16 protein-coding genes are annotated in these 15844 nt (G+C 74.2%); 10 read left to right on the forward strand and 6 right to left on the reverse strand.

Going from position 1 to position 15844, the window contains the following annotated elements; all coding sequences use genetic code 11:
* Nucleotides 1–133 precede the first annotated feature (133 nt).
* Nucleotides 134–1381, reverse strand: a complete 1248-nt coding sequence (locus ACFWP2_RS06465) for a glycosyltransferase (protein ID WP_380448996.1) — start codon at nt 1379–1381, stop codon at nt 134–136.
* Nucleotides 1382–1648: 267 nt separating this feature from the next.
* On the opposite strand from ACFWP2_RS06465, the gene ACFWP2_RS06470 reads away from it, so the two are divergent.
* Together ACFWP2_RS06470 and ACFWP2_RS06475 are read left to right on the forward strand one after the other, a co-directional pair.
* Nucleotides 1649–1915 (forward strand): GlsB/YeaQ/YmgE family stress response membrane protein, encoded by a 267-nt coding sequence (locus ACFWP2_RS06470; protein ID WP_224275209.1) that lies wholly within the window; start codon nt 1649–1651, stop codon nt 1913–1915.
* 205 nt (nt 1916–2120) lie between these two features.
* Nucleotides 2121–2384, forward strand: a complete 264-nt coding sequence (locus ACFWP2_RS06475) for a GlsB/YeaQ/YmgE family stress response membrane protein (RefSeq protein ID WP_380448998.1) — start codon at nt 2121–2123, stop codon at nt 2382–2384.
* On the opposite strand, the gene ACFWP2_RS06480 is transcribed toward ACFWP2_RS06475, so the two are convergent.
* The 5 genes from ACFWP2_RS06480 to ACFWP2_RS06500 form a co-directional block, all read right to left on the reverse strand.
* Complete coding sequence (locus ACFWP2_RS06480) at nt 2351–3385, reverse strand: ADP-ribosylglycohydrolase family protein (protein ID WP_380449000.1); 1035 nt, start codon at nt 3383–3385, stop codon at nt 2351–2353. The two genes, ACFWP2_RS06475 and ACFWP2_RS06480, sit on opposite strands and share 34 nt — an antisense overlap.
* Before the next feature lie 122 nt (nt 3386–3507).
* Complete coding sequence (locus ACFWP2_RS06485) at nt 3508–4095, reverse strand: TetR family transcriptional regulator (protein ID WP_380449002.1); 588 nt, start codon at nt 4093–4095, stop codon at nt 3508–3510.
* A gap of 89 nt (nt 4096–4184) precedes the next feature.
* Nucleotides 4185–5198 carry an aldo/keto reductase gene (locus ACFWP2_RS06490; protein WP_380449004.1) on the reverse strand — a complete coding sequence of 338 codons (1014 nt, stop codon included), beginning with the start codon at nt 5196–5198 and terminating at the stop codon, nt 4185–4187.
* A gap of 230 nt (nt 5199–5428) precedes the next feature.
* On the reverse strand, nt 5429–5731 hold the full coding sequence (locus ACFWP2_RS06495; RefSeq protein WP_380449006.1) for a GNAT family N-acetyltransferase: 303 nt from the start codon (nt 5729–5731) through the stop codon (nt 5429–5431).
* Nucleotides 5732–5780: 49 nt separating this feature from the next.
* The gene (locus tag ACFWP2_RS06500) at nt 5781–6668 is read right to left on the reverse strand and encodes a class I SAM-dependent methyltransferase (RefSeq protein ID WP_380449008.1); all 888 of its coding nucleotides are present in this window, start codon (nt 6666–6668) and stop codon (nt 5781–5783) included.
* Nucleotides 6669–6865: 197 nt separating this feature from the next.
* Here ACFWP2_RS06500 and ACFWP2_RS06505 point away from each other — a divergent pair, with 197 nt between their 5' ends.
* The 8 genes from ACFWP2_RS06505 to paaE all read left to right on the forward strand — a co-directional run bounded on the left by ACFWP2_RS06505 (nt 6866) and on the right by paaE (nt 15843).
* Entirely contained in the window at nt 6866–8266 is a 1401-nt protein-coding gene (locus tag ACFWP2_RS06505; RefSeq protein WP_380449010.1) for a sensor histidine kinase, read from the forward strand.
* Complete coding sequence (locus ACFWP2_RS06510; RefSeq protein WP_380449012.1) at nt 8263–8922, forward strand: response regulator; 660 nt, start codon at nt 8263–8265, stop codon at nt 8920–8922. The genes ACFWP2_RS06505 and ACFWP2_RS06510 overlap by 4 nt, the downstream gene beginning before the upstream one ends.
* Before the next feature lie 798 nt (nt 8923–9720).
* A complete protein-coding gene (locus tag ACFWP2_RS06515; protein WP_380449014.1) occupies nt 9721–11403 on the forward strand; it encodes a M20 family metallopeptidase in 1683 nt (560 codons plus the stop codon).
* A gap of 259 nt (nt 11404–11662) precedes the next feature.
* Complete coding sequence (paaA, locus tag ACFWP2_RS06520; RefSeq protein WP_380449016.1) at nt 11663–12694, forward strand: 1,2-phenylacetyl-CoA epoxidase subunit PaaA; 1032 nt, start codon at nt 11663–11665, stop codon at nt 12692–12694.
* Complete coding sequence (gene paaB, locus ACFWP2_RS06525; RefSeq protein WP_360337971.1) at nt 12691–13008, forward strand: 1,2-phenylacetyl-CoA epoxidase subunit PaaB; 318 nt, start codon at nt 12691–12693, stop codon at nt 13006–13008. Before paaA ends, paaB begins: the two co-directional genes overlap by 4 nt.
* 13 nt (nt 13009–13021) lie before the next feature.
* On the forward strand, nt 13022–13948 hold the full coding sequence (gene paaC / locus ACFWP2_RS06530) for a 1,2-phenylacetyl-CoA epoxidase subunit PaaC (RefSeq protein WP_380449019.1): 927 nt from the start codon (nt 13022–13024) through the stop codon (nt 13946–13948).
* A complete protein-coding gene (gene paaD / locus ACFWP2_RS06535; protein WP_380449021.1) occupies nt 13942–14625 on the forward strand; it encodes a 1,2-phenylacetyl-CoA epoxidase subunit PaaD in 684 nt (227 codons plus the stop codon). The genes paaC and paaD overlap by 7 nt, the downstream gene beginning before the upstream one ends.
* Nucleotides 14626–15843 (forward strand): 1,2-phenylacetyl-CoA epoxidase subunit PaaE, encoded by a 1218-nt coding sequence (gene paaE, locus ACFWP2_RS06540; protein ID WP_380449023.1) that lies wholly within the window; start codon nt 14626–14628, stop codon nt 15841–15843.
* Nucleotide 15844 lies beyond the last annotated feature (1 nt).

Here is a 15844-nt window from a genome sequence, read left to right on the forward strand (position 1 = left end):
GCGAACAGCTAACAGATTTCGAAATCTGTTAGCTGTTCTCTGTCAGCTGTTGGGTGTCGGCTGTTCTCTGTCGGTTGTCGATTGTCGGATGTTCGCAACTCGCTGTTCGCCGCCTGCTGCCGCCCTCCGCTCCTCACCCGGCCGCTGCCGCCGCCCGATCGACGGCGGTGAGGACCTTCGCCGCGCCGTCCTCGGTGGCCAGGGCGGCGGCGACGGTCCGGGCGCGGGTGCGGTAGCCGGGGTCGTCGAGGGCCTGGCGGAGCGAGGCGGCGAGGTGGGCGGGGGTGAGGGTGCGCAGCGGGACGGGGCCGGGGGAGACGCCGAGCAGGGACAGCCGGGCGGACCAGAACGGTGCGTCGAGTTGGGCGGGCACAGGGACGGACGGGGTCCCGGAGCGGAGGGCCGCGGCCGTGGTCCCGGCGCCCGCGTGGTGGACCACGGCGGCGGTGCGCGGGAAGAGCCAGTCGTGCGGGGTGTCGCCGATGGTCAGGACGGAGTCCGAGTCCTCGGCGGCCAGTTCGCTCCAGCCCGACTGGAGGAGGAGGCGCACCCGGGCGGCGCGGGCGGCGGCGAGGACGGTGGCGGTGAGCCGCTCGGGGTCGGGGACGACCAGGCTGCCGAAACCGACGAAGACCGGCGGCGGCCCGGCGGCGAGGAAGTCGACCAGTCGGGCCGTGGGTTTCCAGTCCGACTGGTCGGGCGGCCACCAGTAGCCCGCCACATCCAGCCGGGGGTGCCAGTCGGTGGGTCGGGGCACCACCAGGGGCGAGAAGCCGTGCAGGATCCGGTGGTTGCGACGGGCCCGGGCGACGCCGAGCGGCGACAGGCCGAGCCGCCGGCGCAGCCCGCGGACGGCCGGCACGAAGAGCCGGTCGGTCGCGCTCTGGACGGCGTGCCCCGCCAGCAGGTTGCCGGCTCGGCCGAGCGATCGGGTTCCGGTGACGGCGGGCGCGAACTCCCGGGTGGGGGCGAGGGGCTGGAGGTACAGCCCGATGCTGGGGATGCCGGCCGCCTCGGCGGCGACCTGGCCGAGCGCGCTGGTGGTGCTGGTGGTCAGCAGCAGGTCGGCGCCGAGCGCCGTGGCGTCGGCGATGCCGTCGCCGAGTGCGGGCATGAACTTCCGGGCGAGCCGCAGGAGTTGCAGGATTCCCACCGGTCCGCTGCCGGCCCGTAGCAGCCGCCGGCCCTCGGTGGAGGCGAGTTCGGCGCGCGGGTCTACCGGCAGCGGGCGGAACTCCAGCCCGGCGGCCCGCACCGGCCCGGCGAAGGCGTCGTGGGTGGCGACGGCCACCTGATGTCCGGCCGTCCGCAGCCGGACGCCGAGCCCGAGGAAGGGTGACACGTCGCCCCGGGAGCCGGCGGTGGCGATCAGGATGCGCATGGCCGCAGTATTTCGGCGTGGGCGCCCCGCGGGAAGGGCGCCACGCGCGGGGGTGGCCCAGGCCCCGCGGGTTGGGTTCGAACGCCGTCCTGCAGGTGGTGAGCCTACGGCTGACGTCTGCGGTCGCCGCGAGGCTGGAACCGTGAGGCGGAACCGGCAAGGGAACCGGGCGGAACCGGGCGGAACCGGCCGGGCGGGCGGAGGCGTCCTTCCGGGCAGAGCGCACGGGACGGGGCCGTCGCGCCGTCGACGGGAGGGGATGCCGGAATGAGCATCGTCGCGTGGATCGTGCTGGGCCTGCTGGCGGGTGGGCTGGCCAAGTTGCTGCTGCCGGGGAAGGACCCGGGCGGCCTGATCGTGACCACCCTGATCGGCATCGCCGGATCGTTCGTCGGCGGCTGGATCGCGTCGCACTTCCTGCACCGCTCGGTCACGGCGCACTTCTTCGACGCCGCGACCTGGGTGTCGGCGATCGGCGGCGCCCTGGTGCTGCTGATCGTCTACCGGCTGTTGTTCGGCAACTCGCGCCGCTGACGAGCGAGTTCGGTGCGTCCCCAGCGTTCGGGAGGCTGTGGGTGGCGTACCGCGAGGAGGTCCGCCGCCCGGAGCGGCAGCGCCCGGGTGGCCGGTTCGAACCGGCCCTCCCGGGCGCTGGAACGGTGGGAGGCTCTCGTACGTCATTCCGGTCGGACCCGGGGGCTCGACAGGGTCGTCACACCGATGACGCAAGGGGCGGCGGATGAGTTGGATGGCGTGGATCGTGCTGGGTCTGGTGTCGGGGACCTTGGCCAGGATGGCGATGTCGAGGGGTGAACGCGGCCTGATCAGCAGCACCCTGATCGGCATCACCGGCTCCTACATCGGCACCTGGATCGTCTCGCACTGGATGCACGGGGTGGTGAAGGTGAGCTTCCTGGACGTCACGACGTGGGTCTCGGCGATCGGCGGCGCGATGGTCCTGCTCCTCGGCTACCGAGTGTTCCGCTTCATCACCCGGCGCTGACCACCGGGCACCGGGCACCGGCCGCCCGGATCGCCCGGCGTCCCCGCCGCTCCCGGACCTCGGCCCGCCGCTCCTGACCCTCGGCCCGCGGCCCCGGACGCCTCGGCGACCCAGTCCGGGAGTTGCTCGCGAGCGGCGAGCCAGCCGGGCGGTACGCCCGCGAGCCCGGTCCGGGCGGCGACCACGCCGGCGGCGATGGCACAGGTGGTGTCCTTGTCGCCCCAGCCCTCCAGGGTGTGCCAGATGGCCTCGGGCAGCGAGTCCAGGTGCCCGGCCGCGGACCAGAGGGCGAACGGCACGGTGTCCGGGGCGGAGATCACCATGCCCGAGCCGAGCATGTTGGCGGCGTGCCGGACGCTGGTGTGCCCGGGCAGCCGGGCGGCGATCCGCAGCCCGGAGCGGACCTCGCTGTCCGGCAGCCGTCCGGCGATCTCGGTCAGCAACTCGGCCCGGCCGGGAGGGTCCCCGCCCCGGCTCCGGACCGCCAGCGCCGCCGCGAGTGCGACCGCCATCGCCCCGGCGACCGCCTCCGGGTGGAAGTGGGTGGTGAGCGCCTGCAGTTCGGCTTGCCGGGCCACCGCGTCGAGGTCCTCGGCGAACCAGGCCCCCAGTGGGGCGACCCGCATGGCGGCGCCGTTCCCGTGTGAGCCCTGGCCCTCGAACTGGGCCGCGGTGATGGCGCGCCAGTCCCCGCCGGCGCCGATCCCGCGCAGCACCCGGTGCATCGAGGGGCCGTACTTGCGCCCGTACTCGCGGGCGTACTCGGCGGCGAACTCCCGGGCCAGCGCGTCCGGTCGGACCTCTCCCGCATCGAGCAGGTGGCGGACCAGCACGAGTGCCATGGCCGTGTCGTCGGTCCAGTGCCAGGGTGCGCGCCTGACCAGCCGGGCGGCCAGCGCGGCGGGTGCCTCGTCCAACGGGACCGAGAACCACCGGTCGCCGAAGGCATCGCCGAGGGTGAGTCCCTCCAGGCTGTCCAGGGCCGGGCGGGCCGCATGCATGTCATCCTCCGGGTGAGATCAACTGTGCGCGGCAGTCTGGCGGAAGAGCGAGGGGCGGGCGAGCGAATTTCCCTCCGCTCGCCCGCCCCATCACTGCTGATGCTTCGTCACTTCGCCCTTCGTCACTTCGCCTTCAGGCCACCGAGGACGAGCTTCCAGACGGCCTCGAACCGGTCGTCGACGCCGGGCGCGGACCAGGTGGACGCGTAGGCCGGGTCGTGGAAGGGGCCGGTGGCGTCGAAGACGGCGCGGGCGGTGTTGCGGATGTGGGCGAGCTTGAACTCCTTGCCCTCCGTGCCGTCCGTGACGATCTGCGCGATCTGGTCGACCAGGGTGTCGATGTGGGCGTCCACCAGGCCGCTGTTCTCCTCCACCAGCACCATGTAGGTGGCGAACAGCTCCGGGTCGTCCAGCGCCTTCTTCCGCTTGGCCGCGAACAGCGTCGTCAGCCAGCGGTGCAGCCGCTCGGCGGCGGGGCCGCCCTCGTTGGAGATGGTCGCCAGTTCGTGGTGCGCCTGGTCGAGCCAGCGCTGGGTGACCGCCTCGCGCAGCGCGGCCTTGCTGGGGAAGTGGCGGTAGACGCTGCTGTGGCTGACCCCGAGGGTGCGGGCGACGTCCACGACGGTGGCCTTGGCCGGGCCGAACCGCCGGAGGACGTCCTCCGCCGCGATCAGGATCTGCTCGGCGGTGAGTGTGGTGTCCGTGGTCACGGGGAGGTCCGTCCTTAGGGTCGTGCGGTCGGGTCGTGCGGTCGGGTCGTGAGGCGGCGGCGATGGTGGCGAAGGCGCCGGTGGTGCGGTCAGCGCTCGCTGTCCAGGTGGGCCATCTGTGCGGCAGCGTATCGGTCGCCGGCCGCGGAGCCGGCGGGTACGGCGGCCTCGACGGCGGCGAGGTCGGCCTCGGTCAGCCTGACGTCGAGTGCGCCGAGGGCCTCGGTCAGCCGGTCCCGGCGACGGGCGCCGACCAGCGGGACGACGTCCTGACCGCGCGAGGCCACCCAGGCGATGGCGACCTGGGCGACGGTCGCACCCCGCGCGGCGGCGATCTCGCGCAGGGCCTCGACCAGCGCGAGGTTGTGGGCCAGGTTCTCGCCCTGGAAGCGCGGGCTGTGGCTGCGGAAGTCGGTGCCGCTGAGGGCGCGTTCCCGGTCCCAGTGGCCGCCGAGCAGGCCGCGCGAGAGCACGCCGTAGGCGGTGACGCCGATGCCGAGCTCGCGTGCGGTGGGCAGGATCGCGGCCTCGACCGAGCGGGAGAGCAGCGAGTACTCGATCTGGAGGTCGCTGATCGGGTGGACGGCGGCGGCCCGGCGCAGGGTGTCGGCGCCGACCTCGGAGAGTCCGATGTGGCGGACGTGGCCGGCCCGCACCAGCTCGGCGATGGCGCCGACGGTCTCCTCGACCGGGACGTCCGGGTCCAGGCGGGCCGGGCGGTAGACGTCGATGTGGTCGGTGCGCAGGCGGCGCAGGGTGTAGGCGAGCGCGGTCTTGGTGGCGGCGGGGCTCGCGTCGTAGCCGAGCCACTGGCCGTCGGGGCTGCGCTGGGCGCCGAACTTCACGCTGATCTGCACGCTCTCGCGGTCACGGCCGCGCAGTGCCTCGTGGATCAGCAGCTCGTTGTGGCCCATGCCGTAGAAGTCGCCGGTGTCGAGGAGGGTGATCCCGGCGTCGAGGGCCGCGTGGATGGTGGCGATGCTCTCGGCCTCGTCGGCCGGGCCGTACAGGTCGGACATGCCCATGCAGCCGAGGCCGAGGGCCGAGGTGACCGGCCCGGTGGTGCCGAGGGTGCGCTGGGCGGGGCGGGTGTGTGGTGACACGGGGACTCCAAGGGCGGGCGAGTGCGGCGCCGGGAGGCGGGGGGCAGGGTGGCCCGGGTGTCACTATGGCACGACAGCGAACAGATTTCAAAATCTGTTCGCTGTCGTCTGTTGTCTGAAAGTTGAAATCTGTCGATTGTCATTTGTTCGGACGAGCGGCCGCGGCTCCCGGGTCGGCCGGCCACCCCCGCAGGCGCAGACCGGTCGCCGTGAGGCCACCCGCCCCGCCGTCAGTCGGCGACCCGGCTGCGGTTCTCGTACGCGAGATCGGTGTACTCGGGGTGGCGGAGCATCCAGCCCTTGATGAACGGGCAGGTCGCCAGCACGGCCAGGCCGCGGGCGCGGGCGTCGTCCAGGGCGGCGCGGGCCAGCGCGCCGCCGATGCCCCGGCCCTCGTAGGCGGGCTCGACCACGGTGTGCGGGTACACCACCAGTTGGTCGCTGCGCAGGTACTCGGCGAAGCCCGCCAGCCGGCCGTCCTCCCAGGCCTCGAAGCGATTCTGGGCTTCCACGTCACGTACCGAGAGGGTCATCGCGGCTCCTCACCGCCGGAGAGTCGGAGCCGGGCCCGGCCCCGGTCCATCATCGAGTGACCGGGGCCGCCCCGCCCGCCGATTCGCCGGCCGTGGCCTTCGTGTCGGTCGCCCCGGGCCTCGTCCCCGGCTCCGTGTCCGCCTCCCTCGCCGCGGCCGCCGGTCCGGAGGCCCGGCTCCCGGCGGGCGCCCAGCTCTCGCGGCCGCCCGGGGCCCGCAGCAGGTAGACGCGGGCGGGCGGCACGTTGCGCCACACCGTGCGCTCGCCCAGGCCGTATGCCGCCTCGAACCCTCGCAGCAGCCGCACCACCGCCCGGTGGCGGGCGCTCCGGCGGGGGCCCGCGGTGAGGGTGCGCGCCGTCGTCGTACCGAGGTACCCGAAGTACGTCAGCTCACCGCCGGGCGCCAGCAGCCGCAGGTAGAGGTCGAGGATGTCGCGCACCTGCGCGGGCTCGAAGTTGGTGAACGGCAGTCCGGACACGATCACGTCGTACCGCTGCGCGCAGCCCTCCGGCCGAGCCGCGTCCGTCGCCGGCGGGTGGCACTCCGGCAGTTCCTCGACCCGGCAGACCGACAGCCGCAGCCCGACGCCGGGGTGGCGCGCGGCCAGGACAGGGTCCTCCCGGAGCCGTTCGGCGAACCGCGGGTTGGCCTCGACGACGTGCAACCGGTCGCCCGGGCGGAGCACTCGGGACAGCCGGCGGGTCACCACGCCCGTCCCGGCGCCGACCTCCAGCACCGAGATCGGACGGTTCGGGCGGCTGGTGACCGGTACCACCAGCGCGTTCACCAGCTCCGCGCCGCTCGGGGCCAGAGCGCCGGTGTCGTGGAAGGTGCGCAGGGCCTCGGCGAGGAACAGCAGGCGGTCCGCGCCGGCGGGCGGGCCGTGGTGGAGAGAGCGGGATTCGGGGCCGTGGTGGAGCCGTTCGCTGGTCATGCCGTCGACGCTAGGCAGGGCGGAGCCACCGCGAATCGGCCGGTCAGTGTCGCCGACCCCCGACGAAAGTCGAGGGTGCGGTTGGCCGGAAGACAGAGGCGTTCCGCGGTCGAGCGCCCCTAGCATCGAGCCCGAGATGGTGAACGACGAACGTGCGGAAGGCTTTCGGGGCGAGGAGAGAGGAAAGGAGGAGTGTCGTGCGCAGGAGTGTGCTCGGCTGGTACGGGCCGGATCGCCGGCCCGGGATCGACACGTTGTTGCTGCTCGGCGTGCTCGGCGTGAGCATCGAGGAGTCGATGGTCCAGTGGATGCAAACCGACGGTCCGCTGCGCCTGCCGCGCACGGTCGTTGCCGCGCTGGCCTCGCTCTCGCTCCTCCTCGCCCGCCGCTATCCGGTGGCCTCGGCCGTCCTGCCGGTGCTCACCGGTGGGTTGTTCGACCGGGCCTTGCCCGGGGTGTTCAGCGTCTTCCACCTCGCCTATCTGGGCCGGACGGGCCCGGCGGCGGCAGGCGGCGCGGTCATCGCGGTGGCCAGTGCGACGGGAGCGGATTCGCTGGCGGGGTGGGCCGGCACCACCGGGTCCCAACTCCTCGTCCAGGCCTCCATCCTGGCGGTCGGCCTCTGGCTGCACGGCAGACGGGTGCTGATCCGCGCCTTGCGCGAGCAGGTCGACGCGCTGCGCCGCGAGCGCGAGCTGCGCGCCGATCAGGCCCGAGCCGCCGAACGGGCCCGGATCGCCCGGGAGATGCACGACGTGCTGGCCCACCGGCTCAGCCTCCTGGTGCTGCACGCAGGGGTGCTGGGCGACCAGGCCAGGGCCGGTACCGTCGCCGCCGACCCTGATCGCCTCACCCACCGCCTCGAACTGCTGCGCACGACCGCCGCCCGATCGCTCGACGATCTGCGGGACGTCCTCGGCGCGCTGCGGGCCGACCCACCGGCCCCGCACGCGGTGGGAGACGATTCTCCTGTGCCGGTCGATACCGGGCGCGTCCAGGCGCCCGCCCTGCGCGACCTCACCGAACTCGTCGGCGAGGCGACCCAGGCCGGTCAGCGGGTCGAACTCGCCCTCTCCGGAGACCCGGAGACCATCCCGACCACCCACCGACTGGCCGTGCACCGGCTGGTCCAGGAGGCGCTGACCAACGCCCGCAAGCACGCGCACGCCGCGCCCGTCACCGTCCGGGTCGGCTACGGGGCGCCGGCGACGACGGTCGAGGTCCGCAACGGCCCGGGCGAGGAGACAGCGGACGGGCCGGGTGCCGGCAGCGGGTACGGGCTGGTCGGGCTGGCCGAACGGGTCGACGCCCTCGGCGGCCACCTTGACGCCGGCCCGGACGGTGGCGGCGGTTTCCGGCTCTCGGCCCGGTTACCCGCGCCGGACCACCCACCGCGGGTGGTGCCCGACCCGGCTCCGGCCCGTGGCGACGGTCCGGCTCCACAGCCGGGGCAACGAGCGCCGGGGCAAGGGATACGAGTGGCACGGCAGTCGCGGGAAGAGGTGCCAGAGGCGCACGGGGGCCGACACCCGAAGCCGCCGAAGGAACCGAAGGACCTAGGGCAGGAACCGAAGCAGCAGCCGAAGGGTGCCGCATGATCCGAACAATGGTGGTCGATGACGACGCACTGGTTCGCCTCGGCCTGGTCGACCTCCTGGCCCAGGACCCGGCGCTCGCCGTGGTCGCCGAGGCCGCCGACGGGCAGCAAGCCGTCGAGATCGCCGCCGGCCGGCGGATCGACGTCGCGCTGATGGACATCCGGATGCCCCGGCTCGACGGGATCGCCGCCACCCGGCGGCTGCGCGAACTCCCCGACGGCCCACGGGTCATCGCCCTCACCACCTTCGACCTGGACGAGTACGTGTACCAGGCGCTCGCGGCCGGGGCGGACGGCTTCCTGCTCAAGGACACCCCGCCCGCGGAGATCGCCCGGGCCGTCCACGTCGTCGCGAGTGGTCAGGGGATGCTGCATCCGGCGGCCGCGCGACGGCTGATCGACCGCTACCACCGGGTCGGGGCGCCCCGGTCGGTGGCCGCCCGTCACCGGGTCGCCGGGCTCACCCCGCGGGAGACCGACGTGCTGCGCGAACTCGCCGACGGGCTCTCCAATGCCGAGATCGCGGGCGTGCTCGGGATGCGCGAGAGCACCGTCAAGGCGCACGTCAGCCGGATCCTGACCGGGCTCGGAGTCGGCAACCGGGTCCAGGCGGCGCTGCTCGCACGCGACGCGGGGCTGGTGGGCGACGGTGGATGAGAACACACGGCCGGGAGCGGCTGCGACCGGGGCCGCACACCCGGGTTCCGATCGGTCGCGCACATTCGTGCCGGGCGTCCTCCCACCGTGCAGGGGCGCTGTCCTGTCGCGTCCGGGGGTGGGCAACCGAGGCACGTCGAGGCTCGGCGGGGCACACCGGGGCACGGCATCGGCCCGTGTTCACGCGGGTGTTCCCCCGACGTTCAGCGGAGCCGAGGTGGCCGGCTCAGCGGGCTTCCCTGAGCCGCCGCGTGCTCCCGGTTCGTACCGCGTGCTGAGCCGATGTCACCCATCCGGCGTGGAATTGCCGTGCCTTGGCCGTTTGCGCTGCCGAACTCGGGCGGCGGGTCCATGGTGGAGATGGGCGCGATCCGGCGACCGCGTCCGCGCGCCGATCCAGGCCCGCGCGCCGAGCGCCCGCGCCGATCGTGGACGGGCGGCCTCCGAAGCGGGGCCCGGTACCGGCACGCTGGGAGCAGGGCCACCTCGCAGGAAACCGAACGGTTCTTCTAGGCTCACATCTCGGCTTCCCTGCGGCGGTGCGGCCACTGCGCCCGCTGCCAGGAGGCCGCCGTCCACGGGGGCTCCGGGCGGACCGGGGCCCCCGGATCGAGCGAGGAGGACGCACATGCCAAGCACGCCGCCCAGCCGTTCCACCGTACTTGGGCCAGACAGGCTGATTCGACAGGCCGCCCACCATCCCCGTCGACCGGTGCGGTCCGGCCGGGCCTGGTACCCGGGTGGGAGCGGTCGGCCGGTACGTCCGCTGTATACCGGCGGTGGTCGCGGAGGCGAGCGTTGAGTCCCCAGATCGTCGGGTCGCCCGCTGTGCCGGGCGCCGCCGTGGAACCGGACCCGACGCCGGTCACCGTCCCGGCCGCCACCGACGGCGAGGCCGTTGCCGCAGCCGCCACGACCACCGCGACCACCAGCGCTGCCGCCACCACCGTAGGCACCACTGCCGCCACCACCACCGCCGCCGCCGCGAGCACCACCACCGGTACGGCAACTGCCACTGCGGCCTCGGCCACTGCGACTCCCGCCGCCTCGGCTCAGGCCGCTGCGGTGGCATCCAGTGCCGCGAAGACCGCCTCGGCGACGGCCGCCGTCACCAAGACCGCATCCTCCAAGACCGCGTCCGCCAAGGCGGCGGCAACCACGTCCGCCCTCACGACATCCGCCCTCACCAAAGCCGTCGTCGCGAAGACCGCGGTGGCGACGACCGCGGTGCCGAGGGGGGCCACTGCCGCGAAGCCCACGACGGGCCCGGCCGCCCCCGTCGCCCCAGGGCCCTCCACCGTCACCGCGGCCCTGCCCGGTGTGCCGCAGACGCTCGGCGTCCGTGCCCGTGCCCTCGTCGGAGCCGTCCGGCGGCGCTGTGCCGATCTGGCGCGGATCGAGTCTCCCAGCGGGGACGCCCCCAGACTCGACGCCCTCGCCGAGGAGTTGGCGGCAGGCTTCCGTGCCACCGGTGCCACCGCCCGGCGTGAGCCCGGACCGGCCGGGGACCACCTCGTACTGGAATGGGAAGGCCGGGACGAGTCCCTGCCGCACCTGCTGATCGTCGGGCACCATGACACCGTCTGGCCGGTCGGCACCCTCGCGGACTGGCCGGTGACCGAGCAGGACGGTCGGCTCACCGGCCCCGGCGTGGTCGACATGAAGGGCGGACTCGCCGTCCTGGAGAGCGCGTTGTCGCTGCTCGCGGACCTGGGCGAGCGCCCGCACCGGACCGTTCGCCTGGTCGTGGTCTCCGACGAGGAGGTGGGCAGCCCGGACGGGCGGCGCCTGGTCGAACGCCAGCTGCGCGGTGCCGCGGCGGTCCTGGGGCTCGAACCGCCCCACCCCGACGGCCGGTTGAAGACCGCGCGGCGCGGCAGCACCCGGGTGCGGCTCACCGTGACCGGCCGCGAGGCGCATGCGGGCAACGATGCCCACGACGGGGTGTCCGCGGTCGACGAGCTGGTGGACCAGCTCGTGCTGGTGCGCGACCTCGCCGGTCAGCCGGGCACCGAGCTGAACGCCGGTCGGATCAGCGGTGGTTCGCGCGCCAACGTGGTCGCCGGCCGGGCCGAGGCCGAGCTGGGGCTGCGCTTCGCCACCGTCGAGGCGCAGCGCCGCACGCTCGACGACCTCGCCCGGCTCGCTCCGTTGCGTCCGGGTGCCCGGGTTCGCACGGAGGTCCTGTCCAGTCGCCCGGCCTGGCCCGAGCGGACCGGCAACCCGCTGCTGAGGCACGTGCGTTCGCTGGCCGCCATGCTCGGTCAGCAGCTGGACGGCGCCCCGGCGGGCGGGGCCGGGGACACCAACCTGCCGGGCTCGCGGGGGCTTCCGACCCTGGACGGCTTCGGAGCGGTGGGCGCCGGCGCCCATGCCCGGCACGAACACATCCGGCTCGACCAGATCGCCCCCCGGATCGCCCTGCTGGCGGCCCTGCTCGCCGTTCCGCTGCCGCGACTGCGCGACCGCGCGGAGGGGTGAGGCGGCGGTGAGCCGCTGATAGCCGGGGGTCACAGCAGACAGGTGCCGGCGAGCAGAGAGCCGCCGACGGGTAGCAGCTGACAGACAGCAGCCGACGGATAACAGCTGACAGATTTCAGAATCTGTCAGCTGTTATCTGTTTCGCACCTTGCCATCCCTCCGCCCCGCCGCGCAGAATGGTACCGACCGAACGGTCAGTCGGTTGGTTGATCGGCGCCACTGCGGCAGCCGACCGGGCAGGACACGAGAGGGGACCGTGGTGACAGCAGAGGTGGCCGAGGCGGTCCCCGCGCAGACGCCGGAGGACCGGTTCGAGGCGGTCGTCGCCGCCGAGCAGCGGATCGAGCCCAGGGACTGGATGCCCGACGCCTACCGGGCCACGCTGATCCGCCAGATCGCCCAGCACGCCCACTCCGAGATCATCGGCATGCAGCCCGAGGGCAACTGGCTGACCCGGGCGCCCTCCCTGCGCCGCAAGGCCATCCTGCTCGCCAAGGCCCAGGACGAGGCCGGGCACGGCCTCTACCTCTACGCCGCCGCCGAGACCCTCGGCGTCGACCGCGCCGAGCTCACCGAGAAGCTGATCTCCGGCCGCCAGAAGTACTCCTCGATCTTCAACTACCCGACCCTCACCTTCGCCGACGTCGGTGTGATCGGCTGGCTGGTCGACGGAGCCGCGATCTGCAACCAGGTCCCGCTCTGCCGCTGCAGCTACGGCCCGTACGCCCGCGCGATGGTGCGGATCTGCAAGGAGGAGTCCTTCCACCAGCGCCAGGGCTACGAGCTCCTGATGACGCTGATGCGCGGCACCGAGGCCCAGCGCCGGATGGTCCAGGACGCGGTGGACCGCTGGTGGTGGCCGTCGCTGATGATGTTCGGCCCCTCGGACGCCGACTCGCCGAACTCCGCCCGCTCGATGGCCTGGCGGATCAAGCGGCACAGCAACGACGAGCTGCGTCGGCGCTTCGTCGACATGACCGTCCCGCAGGCCGAGCACCTGGGGGTCACGCTCCCGGACCCGGAGCTGCGCTGGAACGAGGAGCGCGGCGGCTGGGACTTCGGTGAGCCGGACTGGTCCGAGCTCACCAGGGTCATCCGCGGCCAGGGCCCCTGCAACGCCCAGCGGATCGATCGCCGCCGCGCCGCCCACGAGGACGGTGCCTGGGTGCGCGAGGCGGCCGTCGCCTACGCCGCCAAGCGCACCGCCGAAGCCGCTGCGGCCTCCGTGACCACCGGAGCCACCGGAGCCGCCGGACTCACCGAAGCCACCGAACAGGAGAACGGAAAGTGACCGAACCCCAGGTTGGCTCCCCGGCCGGGTCCAAGGCCGGCTGGCCGCTGTACGAGGTGTTCGTGCGCCCGCGGCGCGGGCTGAACCACGTCCACGTCGGCTCGCTGCACGCGGCCGACGACCGGATGGCGCTGCTCGCCGCCCGCGACCTGTACACCCGCCGCAACGAGGGCGTGAGCCTCTGGGTGGTCCGCTCGGACGCGATCACCGCCTCCACCCCGGACGAGCGCGACCCGTTCTTCGAGCCCAGCGGCGACAAGGTCTACCGCCACCCGACCTTCTACGACATCCCCGAGGATGTCCCGCACATCTGACGGGGGAGCCACCGTGCACGACCACACCACCTCCACCACCGGCACCGGCCCGGGCACCGACCAGGACGACCACGTCTACCTCGGCCTCGTCGACGCCGCCCCCGGCCCCGAGGGCGAGGGCCGCTGGGCGTACGGGACGGGCTTCGCCGACCCGCTGCTCGGCGTGGACACCGCGCTGCCCGCCGGTCTGGACGGCGCCGACCTGGCCGCCTACTGCCAGATGCTGGGTGACGACGCCCTGGTCCTCGCACAGCGGCTGATCGAGTGGTGCACCCGGGCGCCCGAGCTGGAGGAGGAGGTCGCACTCGCCAACCTGGGCCTCGACCTGCTCGGCCAGGCCCGCCTGCTGCTCACCCGGGCCGGGCAGGCGGACGGCACCGGCCGCACCGAGGACGACCTGGCGTACTGGCGCGAGGAGCACGAGTTCCGCAACGTCCGTCTGGTGGAGACGCCGAACGGCGACTTCGCGTACTCGATCGCCCGCCTGTTGCTGTTCGCCACCGCGCGCGGCGCCCTGTACGAGGCGCTGAGCGCGCACCCCGACCCGGTGCTGGCCGCGGTCGCCACCCGGGGCGTCAAGGAGCTCGCCTACCACCGGGAGTACGCGACCGCCTGGACGCTCCGTCTCGGCGACGGCACGCCGTACTCCGCCGAGCGGATGCAGGCCGGCCTGGACGCGGTCTGGCCGCTGCTGGAGGAGCTGTTCACGGCACACCCGGTGGAGCTGCGGGCGGGTGTCGACCCGGCGACCCTGCGCGAACCGGTGCTGCGCGCGCTCGCCGCCGTCCTCGCCGAGGCCGGACTGACCGTGCCGGACGTACCGCCGCTGGCCACCGTCCTCGGCCGGGCCGGCCGGGACGGCGTGCACACCGAGGCGCTCGGCCCGCTGCTCGCCGAGCTCCAGGTGGTGGCCCGAGCGCACCCGGGGGCGGCATGGTGACGGACGACGTCGCGACGGGCGCGGCGCGCCCGACGGGCACGGCGCACCAGACCGGCACCGCGCGCCCGACCGCCACCGCAGACCAGACCGGCACCGCGGGCCCGACGGGCGCGGTGTCTCCGGCCGATCCGACGACCCGCGACCTGGCCTGGGCCGTCGCCGCGGCCGTCCCGGACCCGGAGCTGCCCATGCTCACCCTGGCCGACCTGGGCGTCCTGGCCGGGGTCGAGGTGGATTGCGGCAGTGGCACGGTGACCGCCTGGCTGACCCCGACCTACTCGGGCTGCCCCGCCGTCGCCGAGATGGCCGCGGACGTGGACCGGCGGCTGCGCGCGGTCGGGTACCCGGACGTCCGGGTGCGGCTGCGGCTGGACCCACCGTGGTCCACCGACCTGATCACCGCCGAGGGCCGCCGCAAGCTCGCCGAGGCGGGCATCGCCCCGCCGCGCCCGACCGCCGCCGTCGCGGCCGCGGCCGGACCGGTGGCGCTCACCCTCGGCCCGACCCGCACCGGAGCCTCGGCCACGGCCGGGCCGGGCACCGCACCCCCCGTGCCGTGCCCGCAGTGCGGCGACACCGCCACGGAGGAGCTGTCCCGCTTCGGTTCCACCGCCTGCAAGGCGCTCTGGCGCTGCCGGGCCTGCCGCGAGCCGTTCGAACGCGTCAAGGAGATCTGAATGCCCGCCGCTGCCGCCGCCGCTTCTGCCGCCGCCTCCGCCGCTGCCGCCTCCGCTGGGCCCGCCTCCGCCGGTTCCGAATCCGGTGGACCCGATTCCGTCGCCACCGGGTCCGCGACCGGCATCCGCCCCGCCCGCCGTCCGACCTTCCACCGGTTGCGGATCGACCGGGTCGAGCGGCTCTGCGAGGACGCCGTCGCGGTGACCTTCGCGGTGCCGGACGGTCTGGCGCAGGAGTACGCCTTCCGCCCCGGGCAGACCCTGACCCTGCGCAAGCTGGTGGACGGCGCCGACGAACGGCGCTCGTACTCGATCTGCGCCCCGGTCGGCGGGCCGCTGCGGATCGCCGTCCGGGAGGTGCCCGGCGGGCTGTTCTCGCGCTGGCTGGTGCGCGACGCGAGGCCGGGCGAGGAGGTGGAGGTGCTGACGCCGTCCGGCCTGTTCACCCCCGAACTCGGCGTCCCGGCCGACCACGTGCTGCTCGCGGCCGGCTCCGGCGTCACCCCGATGCTGTCGATCGCCGCCTCCGTGCTGGCCGCCGACCGCAGCTCCACCGTCACGCTGCTCTACGGCAACCGGCGCAGCGACACCGTGATGTTCGCCGACGAGCTGGCCGACCTCAAGGACCGCTACCTCGGCCGCTTCCAGCTGGTCCACGTGCTCTCCCGGGAGACCAGGGACGCCGAACTGCTCAGCGGTCGGCTGGACCCGGAGCGGGTACGGGCGCTGCTGGCGGCGCTGGTGGACGTCGGGAACGTCGGGCACTGGTGGCTGTGCGGCCCGTTCGGCATGGTCACCGGGGCGAAGGACCTGCTCGCCGAGCTGGACGTGCCGGGCGACCGGGTGCACCAGGAGCTGTTCCACGCCGAGGACGAGCCGCTCCCGGAGCGCGACGAGGACTGGGACCGGACGGACGCCTCGGCCGGCGGCGGGTCGGGCCCGCAGAGCGAGGTCACCGTCGTCCTCGACGGCCGCGGCAGCACACTCTGTCTCCCGCGCGACCGCTCGATCCTGGACGGCGCCCAGCGCTCCCGCCCCGACCTGCCGTTCGCCTGCAAGGGCGGAGTCTGCGGCACCTGCCGCGCCCTGGTCACCGAGGGCGAGGTGGAGATGCGCCGCAACTTCGCGCTGGAGGAGAAGGAGCTGGCCGCCGGGTACGTCCTGACCTGCCAGGCCCGCCCGGTCACCGACCGGGTGACCGTCGACTACGACCGCTGAG

It is taken from the genome of Kitasatospora sp. NPDC058444 (assembly GCF_042721415.1).
Classification (GTDB): Bacteria; Actinomycetota; Actinomycetes; order Streptomycetales; family Streptomycetaceae; genus Kitasatospora.

Coding starts and splice junctions, on each gene's coding strand:
- ACFWP2_RS06475 (WP_380448998.1), top strand. CDS start 2,121: ATGAGTTGGATGGCGTGGATCGTGCTGGGTCTGGTGTCGGGGACCTTG.
- ACFWP2_RS06510 (WP_380449012.1), top strand. CDS start 8,263: ATGATCCGAACAATGGTGGTCGATGACGACGCACTGGTTCGCCTCGGC.
- paaE (WP_380449023.1), top strand. CDS start 14,626: ATGCCCGCCGCTGCCGCCGCCGCTTCTGCCGCCGCCTCCGCCGCTGCC.
- ACFWP2_RS06465 (WP_380448996.1), bottom strand. CDS start 1,381: ATGCGCATCCTGATCGCCACCGCCGGCTCCCGGGGCGACGTGTCACCC.
- ACFWP2_RS06500 (WP_380449008.1), bottom strand. CDS start 6,668: ATGACCAGCGAACGGCTCCACCACGGCCCCGAATCCCGCTCTCTCCAC.
- ACFWP2_RS06480 (WP_380449000.1), bottom strand. CDS start 3,385: ATGCATGCGGCCCGCCCGGCCCTGGACAGCCTGGAGGGACTCACCCTC.
- ACFWP2_RS06470 (WP_224275209.1), top strand. CDS start 1,649: ATGAGCATCGTCGCGTGGATCGTGCTGGGCCTGCTGGCGGGTGGGCTG.
- ACFWP2_RS06495 (WP_380449006.1), bottom strand. CDS start 5,731: ATGACCCTCTCGGTACGTGACGTGGAAGCCCAGAATCGCTTCGAGGCC.
- paaD (WP_380449021.1), top strand. CDS start 13,942: ATGGTGACGGACGACGTCGCGACGGGCGCGGCGCGCCCGACGGGCACG.